Here is a 13,980-nt window from a genome sequence, read left to right on the forward strand (position 1 = left end):
GTTCAGCGCGTCCGCTGTCTGGGGGGCTCCTAAGGATGGGCGTCAGCCGGTGCCGGCAGGTCAGCGCGCGCCGATCAGGTCTCCAACAAGCTGAAGATCACGCTCGGGGTCTTGTCACCGCACAGCGTCTTCTTCCGACGCGAGACCCAGCGGCCTGAGCGACGCCGAACGTCGTCGATAAGCGTAAAGCCGAACGGTCCGATCGCGGCTCCGGTGCGAGGAGCCTCGGGCTCCCAAAGTTCGAACCGCCCGTCGACGATCTTGTTGAACAGGACGCTGTAGCGCCAGTAGTCGGCGGGGTCGTCGGCGGCGGCCATCTTCTCGAACCAGATCCTGGCCCACCGATTTCGCTCGTAGGCGTAGAAAGCCGCTTCTCTCGCCTTAGAGATCAGGCCTTCGTTGATGGTCGGGCGCGACAGCTCCTGCGTCGCCAACGGGCTTTCGAGCCCGAAACCGAGCACCATGAGCGCCCGGGCCTGATCGGCGGGCACAGGGCTTTGCAGCTTCACGCGAGCATACCGATCCAGGAACGCCATCTGATCGGAGACCAAGGCAGCTAGGACCTCCTTGGCCAAACCGTCGTCGGAAACGGCGTCGTCCAGCCGGGCCGTGCGTAGGGCGTCCATCTCCACGCCCGCCGCAGACCCCCAGACCGAGAGCGACTCTAGTGACAGAGCGGCGGGACCGAAGGTCAGACGAACAATGCCGGTCTCTCCAGCCATGGCTCGAAAAAGGCCGGCCGCCAGGGCGGGTTCATCTTTCGACAGACCTTTGGCGAGACGCATGGCGAAGTTGGCCACTTGGTTCCGCTTACGCCGCTCCAAACCAAGCAGCGTCGTCGCCAGGGCGCGAGCGTCTGACGGCGAGGCAGCGATCAGCGCGTCTACGCCGGCGGAGCCGACGTCCTCGACCATGATCCTCGCCTGCTCCGGCGTCAGCGCCGCCTGAAACGTCTCGAAGTTCGCCCAGCCGGACTTCTGTCGCGCTTCGAACTCCTCGTCGGTCTCGTTCAGCCGCGCGACGAGGCCCTCGAAGCCGGACGCGGGTTTAGGTTCGACCAGTTCGAACAGGCCGGGCTTCAACACCGGGGGGACCTTTTGCAGGACGACCGGCGGGGTAAAGTCCAGCTCGAGCTCCAGCGTTGCGGCGATGGCTAGACGCAGGCGCCCGGTCACCAGCTGGCCAAGCTCCGGTCCGACCATGTCCGCCGCATGCCCCCACAGCTCGGATGTCGTCTTGTCGAGGAGGGCTTCGTGGGTGATCAGTCCAAGCTTCGCGGCAGCGATCATCACGAGCGAGCCGTACCAAACCTCGAACTTGTTATCCCGGGCGTCGATATCGACCTTGGGCCACCCGCTGTCGACGACCCGACGGATCAAGGCCTCGTCGTCGAGGTGGGCGATGACGTCCATGGCTATGGCGCGGACCGAGTCATGGTCACCGACCGCGAGATCGCCGATGATCTCCCGAGCCCGCGCGGTCAACCTCGACCCTGAACTCCGGGCGATGACGAGCGCGACTAGCTGCCGATTGATGTCGTTCGACGTCAGCGCCTTCTCCAAGGCCGCCTCAAGCTTTTCAGGCGAGGCGGGCCGAACCACCTCGGCCAGCTTGATTAGAGGCGGTCCATGCGGAGGCAGGGCGGTCAGAGCGTCGATCTGGGCGTCGCCGTCAAAATGGGGCAGGCCAATCTGGAGCGAATACTGGGCGCTCACCCAGTTCTCGCGGGACTGGGCGTCCTCGGGGTCCCGCGGCGAGCTCAGGTCGGCCGCCATCTTCAAGAACCGGGACGCGGTCTCCGCATGCAGCGCCGCGCTGTCCGCCTCCAGTCCGGTGATCCCGAGCCGCTGCATCTTGGTCGATCCGTCGAGCACTGCGTTGGCGTACTCCCGCAGCTTAGCGACGGCGACCCCAGGCATGAAGCGCGCGAGACCCGGGCGAGCGTCCCTGAAGAAGTGGTCCTCGCTCCCCATCGATCGGCTCTTGGTCAGCTCCGCGACATCCAAGTCCGCATAGCCGACCGCGGTCTCGGCGATGTTGTCCGGCTGCGTCGCATCGGGATCGCAGGGATCGGAGGCGCAGTATTTCTCGACAAGCCGCCATCCGGGGAAGTGCGTTCGGTCAACCGTCAGTTCTTCAACCAAGGCCTTTGCCTGCTCAGCATCCGCTTCCCGGCTGAGCGCCCGAAGCAGCTGCACGCGCGCCCAGCGCGCGGTGGAGGACGCCCCAGGGTCAACGAGGACGTCAGACGCCGCGATCATCTCTCCCTTGGCGTCAAGCCAGTCGATCCGATTGAATCGCACTAGGGCAAGGAACTGATCGTGGGGATCGTTGTAGCTCGAGTTCAGCGCCATGGAGTAGGCGCAGGCCACAAGGGCTTCAGCGAACGGTGCCAGCGCGCGTCCTGCGATGAGTTCCAGCGCTTCGCGCTGCAGCTCGGACGGGTCCCCATCGATACGGTGCATCTTCTTCTCGAGGAACATCTTTTCCGCGGGCGACAGGCCCTTGAGCCGCTTTTTCAACTTCTTCGTCTGCTCGGCGAGCTTCTTAGCGTAGACCTCGGCCCCCTCATGTCTGGCCGAGAACATCAGGCCGACCTCGGGCGCGAGGCTGTAGGACCGCAGCCATTCGATCGCATACCGCGCGATGACGTCCCAGCACCGTTCCACCTCGCGAACTTCGCGGAGGGCCGCGGACAACCAGTCGGCGTGCGCGATATGGCGCGACGTCGTGACGGCGTCCTGAAGCGCCAGGAGCGCCGCTTCCGGTGCGTTCCGCACGATGCTCCGGAAGGGGTCGTAGAGCTCGTCGCCGATATTCTGGAGGGTGAGGAAGCCGACCATGAGCGCCGATCGGATCGTGTTCGGACAGGTTTCATCCACGCTCGCCGCCATGGCGGCGGCCAGAACGGCCTCTGCGGTCTTATCCAGCGCCGCGACAGGCTCCAGCACCCGCTCGAGCTCCTCCGCCGCATCCCTCCCGTTTCTGTCCGCGGCGCGCAGTGCGCTGAGCAGCGCCAGACCGAGCGCCAGCGTCAGTCCGGTGTCTGACAGGCTGTACAGGCCCGCCTCGCCCTCGACCGGCTTGAAGAAGTGTTCGGTCGTCACTGCCATGAGATCGGGGGTGAGGATGTAGGGTGCCGCTCTGCCGGCCATCTGATCGAAGATCAGCCGATCTTCGGTGTGCTGGCTCTTCACGCGTTCGAGGATTTCCTTCGCGTGCAACGATAGACGTCGGGCGAACTGCTCTGCCGTCTCCGGCGTCTCGCCGTCGCGGGCCCCTGTTCGGATATGTTCGAACAGCAGTCGCTCGACGCTGAGCTCGGTGAAGTTCTGGATCTGGGCGTTGTCGAGGAGTTCGAACGCGATCGCGAGGATCCGGGGATTGCGGAGCCGTGCATGGACGTCGGGCGCAACTTTGGTTGGATCGATCCCCCTTTCCTTCAGGGTTTCGTCCAGCTCCGCCTTAGTCCACTCAGGGACGTCAATCACCTTGATGTCGGTGTTCAGGCTACGCCTCAGCCGCTCATCGAAGAAGGTTCGGCGTACGGTGATGACGAGCGCGCCGCCCATGTCGGCCACTTGCGCGGCCGCGTCGTCGAGCCAACGCGGCCATTCAAAGCGGGGCTGCTGGTTTAGACCGTCGACACAGACCAGGAAGCGCGGACCATCTTCGCTCGGCGCGTTTTTCCAGCGCTTCAATCGCGTCTTCCAGCGATTGCGGGTCAGATCCGTGTCGTCGTCGCCGGTCTGCTCCATGATCTTATTGATCAGGAAATAGCTGAACTCGCCGTAGGCGGCCGCTGTGCGCATGTCGCCGGCCGACACGAACAGCGCCAGAGGCCGCCGCGTCAGCTGCAGCCAGCTGTCGGCCACCAGCCAAGTTTTGCCCTGACCTTCGCCGCCAACGACGGCGAGCACGCGTCTGCTCGGTGACGCGATGATTTCGGTCCTCAGCGAGGCCGTCAGACTGTCACGCGGCCGGTGCGCCATGGCCGCGTTCGCCTTGGGCGAAATCGCCTGGCCGAAGGCCGCCCGGGCCCGAGCGCGGTCCGAGAACTTGTCGTCCAGCCAAGTTTGGTTGGCCATAACGGCGTTGGCCATGCCCATCGACGCCGCCTGCAAGCTAACCTTGAACGCCGCAATCGGCGCCTCGAACGCGTCGGACTTGGCTAGGACCTCCAACGCGAGGCGCGCCTTTTTCGCCATCACGGCGTCGGCGAGATGGCTGGTCAGAAAGGTGCCAGCCTCCTTGGCGGCTGCCGCGCAGGCGACGGCGAGCGGCGGCACCGATGACGTCGCCGGCCAGTCAAGGACCTCAACGGCAACGCCGTTCTTTTTGGCCGCCCCCTCCATGGGGTCCAAGAGTTGAGTGCTGACCTCTACGGTGGCACCCAAAAACCAGACGTCCGGCGGCGTCGATGCATCGATCAGCCGCGTGATCTTAGTGAGCACCTCATTGTCAGGGAGTTTGCCGGTGTAGAGCTTGGCTTCAAATGCGATCTGACCGTCTCGAGCTGACGTGGCGCCGTCCTTCCCGTTCTGCAGCCCGGACTTGGCCAAGCGGAATGGGCGCCCGGACGCCGCCGACAACACCTTCGCTAGAAGGCCCTCGAAACCCTTCGCGCCGGCTGGCTTGAGTGCGAGCAAGGCGGCCATCAGATCGGCGAGCGCCGTGGTGTGGGCGGATGGCTTGGCCATGCGTCGTTCCTCAATCGCTAGGGAGACCTGGTCGCGGTCTCCTCTTGGAGCCGGGGGAGCAATCAGCATGATAGACTTGCCTGTGCCGATAGCGCGACCGACATAGTATGCAGGTCTGCCGCCGTTTACGTCAGCGGCACTTTATGGTTCAAGCCAGTCGACTTCCGCCCGCCTGAAGTTACCTAGGCCCATACGTGGGAACGAATGCTGGCCAAAGTCACCCTTGCACCGGCGCCGGCCTACGAAAGTCCGGGAAGTCGCGCCGGAACCGGATTGATCGCCGCAGCGTCTGCGCTGCGGATGAAGAACGCCATCGGAACGCTCGACAGGTGGTGCTCCGAACTGGACATTAGCAGAAGGCGATTGATCGTGTGATCCTGAATGCCTTGGGCTGGCAGAGCTGCTTGGATCTTGGCGGACAAAGACTCATGACCGACCTTCGCGATCACCTTTTGCCCAGTGACATGTGAGCGTGTGAACTGAGCGGCGATCGAGGACTCGACGTTTGGCTTAGGGCCTTTAGTCGCGCGGGTTTGTAGGTAGCGGAACGCCTTGGCGAACAGCTCATGATAGACCGACGCTTCTTTCCCCCCACTTAGACTGAGCACGTCCATGGGCTCGACCAAGAAAGCGAACGTCTCGCTCTCCATGGTGCGCCCCAAGGCGTTCAAGCCGCCATGCGACGGCTCGCCTTTCAGCAGCATGACTTCGGTAATCTCACGCCATCGGTCGGGAGAATCCGTGACGATGGCGGCACCCGTCGCTTGCGCCAGATACATGGCCATCTCGAAATTCGGCGCCAGGCTCATCATCGTGAGCATGCTGTTCTCAACGCCTTCCAGCATCGAATCCGGCTGAAGCGAGACCAGCGGGTCGCGCAATTTGAGTTCGGCCAGCCCCTCGCGAAGATCCTCGCGGCTGACGTCTTCCAGTCCCGGAATTCCGTCATCTAGTTGGCGCTCGAAGACGTCCGCGGGCATCATCATCATGGCGCGCCGCCCGTCCGCCTCGATCACTTGGAAGGCAAAATCATCCTTCGGACCCATCGCCGGTCGGCGCGCCGCACGGGCTTGCGCCATCTGCATCATCTGATCGCGCAGGTGGAAGTCGAAGAAGCAGGGATCGGGCACCAGGTTGACGAGGCCGCTATCCACCAACGGGAAGAGCTTCAGGAATGTGAGAAGCGCTTTGAGAACTTCCTGACGGTACGCCCGAGGGTGTTCGACGGGGCTGAACTCCTTCGCGACCGTGCCGGCATGGACGAAGGGGTGCTGGATAATCACTTCGCCGAAGTAGGGAGCCATTCCCACGACGTAGCGGTTGATCGCCTCCGGATGGATGAGGCCGGTGTAGACGGCCCGGGGACGACCATCGGGCTTCGGGAGGAGCTGCAGCAGATCCGTCTCAAGCGGCCAGAAGGCGGCGAACACACCGTAGAGCTCGGCGATCTTCTCGTCGGTCATCGCGCCTCGGACCTCATCCCAGGTCTTGCCTTCGTTGAACCCCGTGATGTCCATGATGGCGTTGAAGAGGGCCATGTTGCGCTCGCGGATGCTGAGCGCCGTCCAGCTTGGCCGAAGGTGGACCGGTCGCGTCGCGCAACAGAGGCGATAGGCGTATTCGGACCCGCACCCGCACGCATCGGTGGGCTGCCGGTCGGCCGCAACCTTGGTCAGCGCCTCGTGAGGTTTCTCGGTGCGACCGAATGCGTCCTGATAGAAGACCCGACCGTCCTCCATCTTGGCGAACATCTCTCCGCCGAAACCCCAGAGCTCGTCCTTGGGAGGCAGGAGAGGCTCACCCAACGCGCTCCATTCTGCGAGCACGTGATCCTCGGGGTAGAGCCAATCCTCCCGGCCCGCCGCCAGGTAGCGTCCCGCTCTGGCCTTCAGGATCGCGTTAATCTTGAGAACGTCCCGGCGCTCGAGCGATCGCGATCTGATGAAGGCGTCGGCCTTTACCATCGCCTGACGGAAGTTGCGAGCGAAGGTCCGCTTCTCCAGCGGCGCGACGCCGGGCTCCTGGGCGAACTCGAGGTTGGTCAGGATCAGGCAGAAGTCTCGGCTCAACGGGAAGAGGGTCTGAGTTCCCTTCAGCGCAATCGATGGATCATGAGGGTAGGCGTTCCGGGGGGCCGGCCGCGAGAAGGACCCAATCAAGTACCGCGCCCCGATCGGCGGCCCGGAACCAAGCTAGCTCCTCTCGACCGATGCTGTTGCCCAACACAAAACCCAATTCGTGGAAGGCAATTGAGGGTTCCAATAGGACCTGCATGGCCTGGCAGTACGCCATCAGGGCTACGGCGCTCCGTGTCGTCTTATCCCTAAGCTCGGCGTGGCCGTCACGCGCTACGCGGGCCATTCGCGAAACGAGATTTCTATCGGGCAGGACGACGGTATCGTAGCCTTGCTCGTCCTTGGCGTAGACGATCGCCTCCAGTTGCAACAGCCCTGCCGAAGGTGGAATGAAGCCTGGGGCGAGGATGCCAGCGGCCATCAACTCCACGCCGAGCGCTTCAACCTCGGCACGGGGAAAGCCCTCCTCGAACTGTACGACGTATTGCGTCGCCGCCTCCGCCATGCCTGACAGCTACCTCCGTTGGCGCGACTTCGCGCCCTTCGAGCCACCCCACACCACCGTAAGACGAAGTCTCACAGTCTTGGTGATCTGCAACGGCTAGTGTCGGTGGGCAAGATCCGCGAAGGGTCGTTTTCGCCGCTCACGGCCGGCGGCTGAAGGTCCGGTTCCTGGAGCGATCCCAACGTCTCCTCCTGGCGCGTTGCAGCCGTTGGCGACGACTTTTCCGCTGGTTTCTGGTAGCCTCTATCGCGTGCTGGAAATCGCTGCGATTTCCGTCGCTGTGGTGACCATATGGTGACCACGGGCATCGGCCAGGTTGGCAGATGTCAATTTTAATCAATGCTCTCAGGAGCTTATCGGCGCGGATAAGGCGGTTTCAGCTTCCTCTACTGGGACATCGAGTTGGAGCCTTAGGCGGTTGCGGTCAGATCCGCTCCAGCGGCAGGCGCATGCCCGCCACGATCAGGCAGGCCGCGTCGGCGACGGCGGCGATGCGCTGGTTCAGGCGGCCGGCTTCGTCGCGGAAGCGGCGGCCCAGTGGATTGTCGGGCACCAGGGACCAGCCGACTTCGTTGCTGACCACCCACAGCGTGGCGGGGCAGGCGGCCAGGGCTTGGGCTAGGTCGTCGACGGCGGCGGCCAGGTCGCGCTCGGCCAGCATCTGATTGCTGAGCCACAGCGTCAGGCAGTCGACGACGGCGATGTCCTCGGCTGACAAGGCGCGCACGGCCTCGGCCAGATCCAGCGGTGCCTCGATCTGGCGCCAGCCCTGGCCGCGTTCGGCCTGATGGCGGGCGATGCGGTCGCGCATCTCGTCGTCGAAGGCCTCGGCGGTGGCGATGAAGAGGGGCGGGCGGCCCGCCGCTTCGGCGGCCTGTTCGGCCTGCCTTTGAGCGTAGCTGCTCTTGCCGGAACGGGCGCCGCCGAGAACCAGCGTCAGGGTCATGCGTCGTCTCTCCGGTTGACCTGAACGGCGCGCGGTCCTATCGCCACGGTCGCGTCAGGTTCCCCGAAAGGGGATTGAAAGGGAACGGAGTGTGAAACTCCGGCTGTTCCCGCAACTGTAAGCGGCTAGCCCGCGCGTCATACGCCACTGGCGGTCCGGAAGGCCACGGCCTGAACGACTTCTGGGAAGGCGACGCGCACCGGCCTTGATCCGCGAGCCAGGAGACCTGCCTGTCGCCGTCGTTCTCCGTGCGGTCGGGATGTGCCGGGCGGTCGAGGCAACTCGTGTGACGACAGTCGTAAACCAGCCGCGTCAGCGGCCGCCTTCGCTCATCCGGGCGACGGGCGGTCCGGCGCGGCGTCGTCATATGGAGACCCGGAATGAACCGGACCGCATTCGCTACCCTGGCCGCCGCCAGCCTCCTGGCCGCCGCCCCCGCCTTCGCCGTCGAAACCGTCGATCAACAGGCCGCCGCCCCCGACGTGGCGGGCCGCGCCGGCGCCACCGCCGTCGAGGACGTGGTCGTCACCGCCAACCGTTCAGCACAACCGATCGAGCGCGTCGGCGCCTCGGTCGCCGTCCTGACCCAGGCCGCCATCGAGGCGCGCCAGACCCCGGTCGTGGTCGAGCTTCTGGCCCAGACGCCTGGCGTCAGCTTCACCCGCAACGGCGGGCCGGGCACGGCGACAACCCTGCGCATCCGCGGGGCGGAAGGCCACCACACCGTCGTCCTGATCGACGGGGTCAAGATGAACGATCCGTCCTCGACGCAGGGCGGAAGCAATTTCGGCAATCTGCTGATCGGCGACACGGCGCGCATCGAGGTGCTGCGCGGCGCCCAGTCGACCCTGTGGGGCAGCCAGGCCATCGGCGGCGTGGTCAACATCGTCACGGCCGAGCCGACTGAAGCCCTGCAGGGCAGCCTCGACGCCGAGGCCGGCGCGCGCGGCACGACCTATTTCCGCGGCGGGATCGGCGGCGCGGGCGAGCGCGTCAGCTGGCGCCTGGCGGCCAGCCGCTATGACACCGACGGCTTCTCGGCCTTCGCCAAGGGAACCGAGGACGACGGCTACACCAACACCGGCCTGTCGGGCCGCCTGAACGTCAAGGTGACGGACGCGGTCTCCCTGGACCTGCGCTCGGTCTGGTCCAGCGGCCGCAACGACTTCGACGCCTTCAACGGCGACAGCCGCGAATACGACAAAACTCAGGAGCTGGTCGCCTACGCCGGCCTGAACTTCGACCTGCTGGACGGCCGGTTCCGCAACCGCATCGGCTACGCCCACACCGACACGGATCGTCGCAACTTCAACCCGAACAACAAGGTCCAGACCCTGACCCTCGACGCCGAGGGCCAGAACCGTCGCTGGGAGTATCAGGGCGCCTTCGCCGTGAGCGAAGCGCTGAACGCGACCTTTGGGCTGGAACACGAGATGTCCGAGATGAAGACCCGGTCGCCTAGCGATTCCAAGCCGAATCCGGTCTTCGATCGCGGCGAGGCCGAACTGAACAGCGCCTATGGTCAGCTGCAGTGGACGGTGCTGGACGGCCTGACCCTGACCGGCGGCCTGCGCTATGACGATCACGCCCAGTATGGCGACAACCTGCTGGGCCAGGTCGCGGCGGCCTGGGCCCTGAACGAGGGCGGTACGGTGGTGCGCGCCAGCTGGGGCCAGGGCTTCCGCGCGCCGGGCCTGTATGAGCTGTACAGCGAGTACGGCAACCTGACGCTTCAGCCCGAAGAGTTCGACAGCTGGGAGATCGGCGTCGAGCAGCGCCTGTTCGACCGCGCCGTCGTCTCGGCGACCTACTTCAATCGCCAGGCAGACAATGAGATCCGCTACAACGGCTGCTCGACGCCCTCGACGGACCCGCTGTGCACCGTCAACGGCGCGGGCCGTTGGGGCTATTACCGCAACGTCCAGAAGACCGAGGCGCAAGGCGTCGAACTGGTCGGCCGCGTGGACGTGACGGAGCGTCTGAACGTCAGCGCCAACTACACCTGGACCGACGCCAAGAACGCCTCGGGCGCCACGGACGGCAAGCGTCTGACGCGCCGTCCCGAGCATATGGCGAACTTCGCCGCCGACTACGCCTTCGCCTTCGGTCTGAAGACGGGCGTGGCGGTGCGCTATGTCGGCGAGACGTTCAATGATGTTGAGAACAAGACGTCAGTCGACGCCTACACCCTGGTCGATCTGCGCGCCTCCTATCCGATCAATGACACCCTCGAAGTCTATGGTCGGATCGAGAACGCCTTCGACGAGGACTATCAGACGGTCCTGAACTACGGCGCGCCGGGCCGCGGCGTGTTCGGCGGCGTTCGCGTCCGGTTCTGATGTGATGAAGGACGCCGCGTTCCTGACGACGGCGACCCGGCACGGCGGCGGCCTGATGACGGCCGCCGCCGCCTATCCCGACGCGCCGCAGCCTTGGCTGGACCTGTCCACGGGGATCAATCCCGAGCCGTGGCGGGGACCGCGGGCGTCGGAGGAGGCGCTGAACCGCCTGCCTGATCCCGCCGCCCTGGCGGCGTTGGAGACGGTCGCCGCGGCCGCCTTCGGCGCTGCGCCTGAGCGGACGGCGGCGGTCGCGGGGGCCGAGGCGGCGATCCGTCTGCTGCCCCTGCTGCTGGGCGTGCGATCGGTCGAGGTCGTCGGCCCGACCTACGGCGCTCACGCCGAGGCCTGGCGGGCGGCGGGCGTGGCGACGCGCCTGATCGCGCCCGATCAGGCGGCGGCCTCGCAGGCGGGCGTGCTGGTCGTCGTCAATCCGAACAATCCCGACGGCCGCCTGATCCGGCGTGCCGATCTGATCGCCATGGCGCGGGCGCGGTCCAAGGCGGGGCGCTGGCTGGTGGCGGACGAGTCCTTCATCGAATGCGCGCCAGGCGACAGCGTGTCGGATCTGGCCGAGCCGGGGCTGATCGTCCTGCGCTCGTTCGGCAAATTCTATGGTCTGGCCGGGGTGCGGCTGGGCTTCATGCTGGCCGCGCCCGAGCTGATCCGGCGTCTGCGCGCGTTTCAGGGCGACTGGCCGGTCGGCGCGGACGCCCTGGCGCTGGGGCTGGGCGCCTACGCCGACGAGGCCTGGCGGCGCCGGACCGAGGCGGCCCTGGCCGAGCGGGCCGATCGGCTGGACGACCTGCTGGCGCGGGCGGGGTTCCAGATCATCGGCGGGACCAGTCTGTTTCGCATGACGCGCACGCCCCACGCCGCACGCTGGTTCCAGCACCTGTGCCGCGCGGGAATTTTGACCCGGCCGTTCGACCACACGCCCGACGCCCTGCGCTTCGGCGTTCCAGCCGAGCGCGACTTTCCCCGACTGCGACGCGCGCTGGAGGCCTTCGGATGAGGGCGAGCCGGCGACAGGCGTTGGCGGGCGTGGGGGCGATGCTGGTCGCCGGACCGGCTGCGGCCGACGCCGCCCCGCGCCGCGTGGTGTCGCTGAACGCCTGCCTCGACGCCATCCTGGTCCACGTCGCCGACCGGGGGCAGATCGCGGCCCTCAGCCACTATGCGCGTGAGCCGGTCGGCTCGACCATTTCCGAGGTGGCCAAGACCCTGCCCTTCACCTGGGAGACGGCGGAAGAGGTCATCGCCCTGCGCCCCGATCTGGTGCTGACCAGCCGTCACAGCGCCCTGGCCACCCGCAATGCCCTGGGCCGCCTGAACATTCAGACTGAACTGTTCTCGGTGCCCGACAGCGTGGCCGCCAGCCTGGACCAGGTGCGCGAGGTCGCCCGCCTGGTCGGTCGTCCGGCGCGGGGCCAGGCCCTGATCGCCCGCATTGAGGCCGCCATCGCCGCCGCCGCCCCGCCGCCCGGATCGGCGCCGCTGACGGCCCTGATCTACCAGCCCAACGGTTTCGCCGCCGGGCGCGGCACCCTGATGGACGAGATGATGACCCGCGCCGGGTTTCAGAACGTCGCCGGCCGCTACGGCCTGGGCAAATGGGGCAATGTCCCGGTCGAGCGCCTGCTGGCCGACCCGCCCCAGGTGCTGCTCAGCGGCGTGCCGGTGCGCGGCTCGCGGACCTGGGCCGACCGGGTGATGCGCCATCCGGCGCTGAAGTCCCTGTCCGGCCGGATGGTGCAGGCGCAACTGGAAGAGAAGCTGCTCTATTGCGGCGGGCCGGTGCTGATCCAGACCGCCGCCGCCCTGGCGCGCGCGCGCCGTACGGCGCTGGAGGCCCTGACATGACCCTGCCGCGTCCTCTGGTGATGATCGGGCTTCTGCTCCTGATCGTCGCCCTGTCCGTGGCCAGCATGAGCGCGGGCCGCGTCTGGATTCCGTGGAGCGAATGGGCGAGCCAGCGCGGCGATCCCGTCTGGGCCATATTGTTCGAGCTGCGCCTGCCGCGCACGGTGCTGGCCCTGATGGTCGGGGCGGTGCTGGGTCTGACCGGGGCGGCGTTGCAGGGCTACACCCGCAATCCTCTGGCCGATCCGGCGATCCTGGGCGTCTCGACCATGGCGGCGCTGGGGGCGGTGCTGACCTTCTATCTGGGCGCGGCGGCCAGCGCGCCGTGGGTGCTGCCGGTCGCGGCCATGATCGGGGCGGGGATCGGCGTGCTGTTGCTGCTGGCCTTGGCGGGGGCGACCAGCAGCGTCGTCACCTTCATCCTGGCCGGGGTGGTGATCCAGACCATGGCGGGGGCGGGGGTGGCCCTGGCGCTGAACCTGGCGCCCAATCCCTGGGCGGTGAACGAGATCGTCAACTGGCTGATGGGCTCGCTGGCCGACCGCAGCGTGGTCGAGCTGAGGCTGGCGGCGCCGGGCATGATCCTGGGCTGTCTGTTGCTGTTGACCCAAGGCCGGACGCTGGACGCCCTGACGCTGGGCGAGGCGGGGGCGCGGTCGTTAGGGGTGCGGCTGGACGTCGGGCGGATGATGCTGGCGCTGGGCGCGGCCCTGGCGGTCGGTTCGGCGGTGGCGGTGACGGGGTCGATCGGCTTCGTCGGCCTGATCGTGCCGCATCTGCTGCGGCCCCTGATCGGCGCCCGGCCCAGCGGCCTGTTGCTGCCCTCGGCCCTGGGCGGGGCGGCGTTGACGCTGGCGGCGGACATCCTGGTGCGGCTGACGCCCGCCTCGACCGAGATCAAGCTGGGCGTGGCCATGGCGGCCCTGGGCGGCCCCTTCTTTCTGGCCCTGCTGATCAGCATGAGAAGGAAGCTGGCATGAGCATCCTGAGCGCGGAGACCCTGTCCGTCCGACTGGGCGACAATGCGGTGCTGAACGGTGTCGACGCGGCCTTCGCGCCGGGGCTGGTGACGGCGGTCGTCGGACCGAACGGGGCGGGCAAGTCGACGCTGCTGGACTGCCTGGCGGCCCTGCGGACACCCGACGCGGGCCGGGTGACGCTGGACGGCCGAGCATTGCGCGACCTGCCTGCGCGCGCGCGTTCACGGCGCATCGCCTACCTGCCCCAGAACGCCGAGATCGCCTGGACGGTCGAGGGGCGGACCTTCGTCGGCCTGGGCCGCATGCCCTACGTCGGCGCCTGGGGCTTGAGGGCGGACGACCGCGCCGCCGTGGCCCGCGCCATGGCGGTGGCAGGGGTGGAGGCCTTCGCCGACCGCGTCGTCTCGACCCTGTCGGGCGGCGAGCGGGCGCGCGTGCTGATCGCCCGCGCCCTGGCCGGAGAGCCGCAATGGCTGCTGGCGGACGAGCCGCTGGCGGGCCTTGATCCGGGTCATGTGCTGGACGCCTGCGACCTGTTCCGGCGGCTGGCGGATGAAGAGGGGCGGGGCGTC

General features: G+C 67.0%; 9 protein-coding genes and 1 riboswitch. Of the genes, 5 read left to right on the forward strand and 4 right to left on the reverse strand.

All coding sequences use genetic code 11. The features are described 5' to 3' along the window. Positions 1–74: 74 nt before the first annotated feature. From B3D50_RS05025 to cobU, 4 genes are all read right to left on the reverse strand, one after another. Positions 75–4,700 (reverse strand): hypothetical protein, encoded by a 4,626-nt coding sequence (locus tag B3D50_RS05025; protein ID WP_286949836.1) that lies wholly within the window; start codon positions 4,698–4,700, stop codon positions 75–77. 239 nt (positions 4,701–4,939) lie between these two features. Next, on the reverse strand, positions 4,940–6,769 hold the full coding sequence (locus tag B3D50_RS05030) for a hypothetical protein (protein ID WP_286949837.1): 1,830 nt from the start codon (positions 6,767–6,769) through the stop codon (positions 4,940–4,942). A gap of 40 nt (positions 6,770–6,809) precedes the next feature. Continuing rightward, positions 6,810–7,280, reverse strand: a complete 471-nt coding sequence (locus B3D50_RS05035) for a hypothetical protein (protein ID WP_286949839.1) — start codon at positions 7,278–7,280, stop codon at positions 6,810–6,812. A 424-nt stretch (positions 7,281–7,704) separates the two neighbouring features. Then, on the reverse strand, positions 7,705–8,226 hold the full coding sequence (gene cobU, locus B3D50_RS05040) for a bifunctional adenosylcobinamide kinase/adenosylcobinamide-phosphate guanylyltransferase (protein WP_286949841.1): 522 nt from the start codon (positions 8,224–8,226) through the stop codon (positions 7,705–7,707). A 39-nt stretch (positions 8,227–8,265) separates the two neighbouring features. Then, positions 8,266–8,474, forward strand: a riboswitch (cobalamin riboswitch). A 132-nt stretch (positions 8,475–8,606) separates the two neighbouring features. Here cobU and B3D50_RS05045 point away from each other — a divergent pair. The 5 genes from B3D50_RS05045 to B3D50_RS05065 form a co-directional block, all read left to right on the forward strand. Then, entirely contained in the window at positions 8,607–10,565 is a 1,959-nt protein-coding gene (locus tag B3D50_RS05045; protein WP_286949843.1) for a TonB-dependent receptor plug domain-containing protein, read from the forward strand. A 4-nt stretch (positions 10,566–10,569) separates the two neighbouring features. Continuing rightward, entirely contained in the window at positions 10,570–11,580 is a 1,011-nt protein-coding gene (gene cobD, locus B3D50_RS05050; RefSeq protein WP_286949844.1) for a threonine-phosphate decarboxylase CobD, read from the forward strand. Then, positions 11,577–12,428: an ABC transporter substrate-binding protein gene (locus tag B3D50_RS05055; RefSeq protein WP_286949845.1), complete on the forward strand. Its 852-nt coding sequence runs from the start codon at positions 11,577–11,579 to the stop codon at positions 12,426–12,428. Before cobD ends, B3D50_RS05055 begins: the two co-directional genes overlap by 4 nt. Beyond that, positions 12,425–13,408 (forward strand): FecCD family ABC transporter permease, encoded by a 984-nt coding sequence (locus tag B3D50_RS05060; protein WP_286949846.1) that lies wholly within the window; start codon positions 12,425–12,427, stop codon positions 13,406–13,408. Before B3D50_RS05055 ends, B3D50_RS05060 begins: the two co-directional genes overlap by 4 nt. Further along, positions 13,405–13,980 (forward strand): ABC transporter ATP-binding protein (locus tag B3D50_RS05065; protein ID WP_286949847.1); only part of this gene is annotated, 576 nt, incomplete at its 3' end. The genes B3D50_RS05060 and B3D50_RS05065, both read left to right, overlap by 4 nt.

It is taken from the genome of Brevundimonas sp. UBA7507, assembly GCF_002478355.1.
GTDB lineage: Bacteria > Pseudomonadota > Alphaproteobacteria > Caulobacterales > Caulobacteraceae > Brevundimonas > Brevundimonas diminuta_D.

What these genes read in the sequence shown, in the direction of transcription:
- B3D50_RS05060 (WP_286949846.1), top strand. Translation starts at nt 12,425, where the DNA reads ATGACCCTGCCGCGTCCTCTGGTGATGATCGGGCTTCTGCTCCTGATC.
- cobD (WP_286949844.1), top strand. Translation starts at nt 10,570, where the DNA reads ATGAAGGACGCCGCGTTCCTGACGACGGCGACCCGGCACGGCGGCGGC.
- cobU (WP_286949841.1), bottom strand. Translation starts at nt 8,226, where the DNA reads ATGACCCTGACGCTGGTTCTCGGCGGCGCCCGTTCCGGCAAGAGCAGC.
- B3D50_RS05055 (WP_286949845.1), top strand. Translation starts at nt 11,577, where the DNA reads ATGAGGGCGAGCCGGCGACAGGCGTTGGCGGGCGTGGGGGCGATGCTG.
- B3D50_RS05045 (WP_286949843.1), top strand. Translation starts at nt 8,607, where the DNA reads ATGAACCGGACCGCATTCGCTACCCTGGCCGCCGCCAGCCTCCTGGCC.
- B3D50_RS05025 (WP_286949836.1), bottom strand. Translation starts at nt 4,700, where the DNA reads ATGGCCAAGCCATCCGCCCACACCACGGCGCTCGCCGATCTGATGGCC.
- B3D50_RS05035 (WP_286949839.1), bottom strand. Translation starts at nt 7,280, where the DNA reads ATGGCGGAGGCGGCGACGCAATACGTCGTACAGTTCGAGGAGGGCTTT.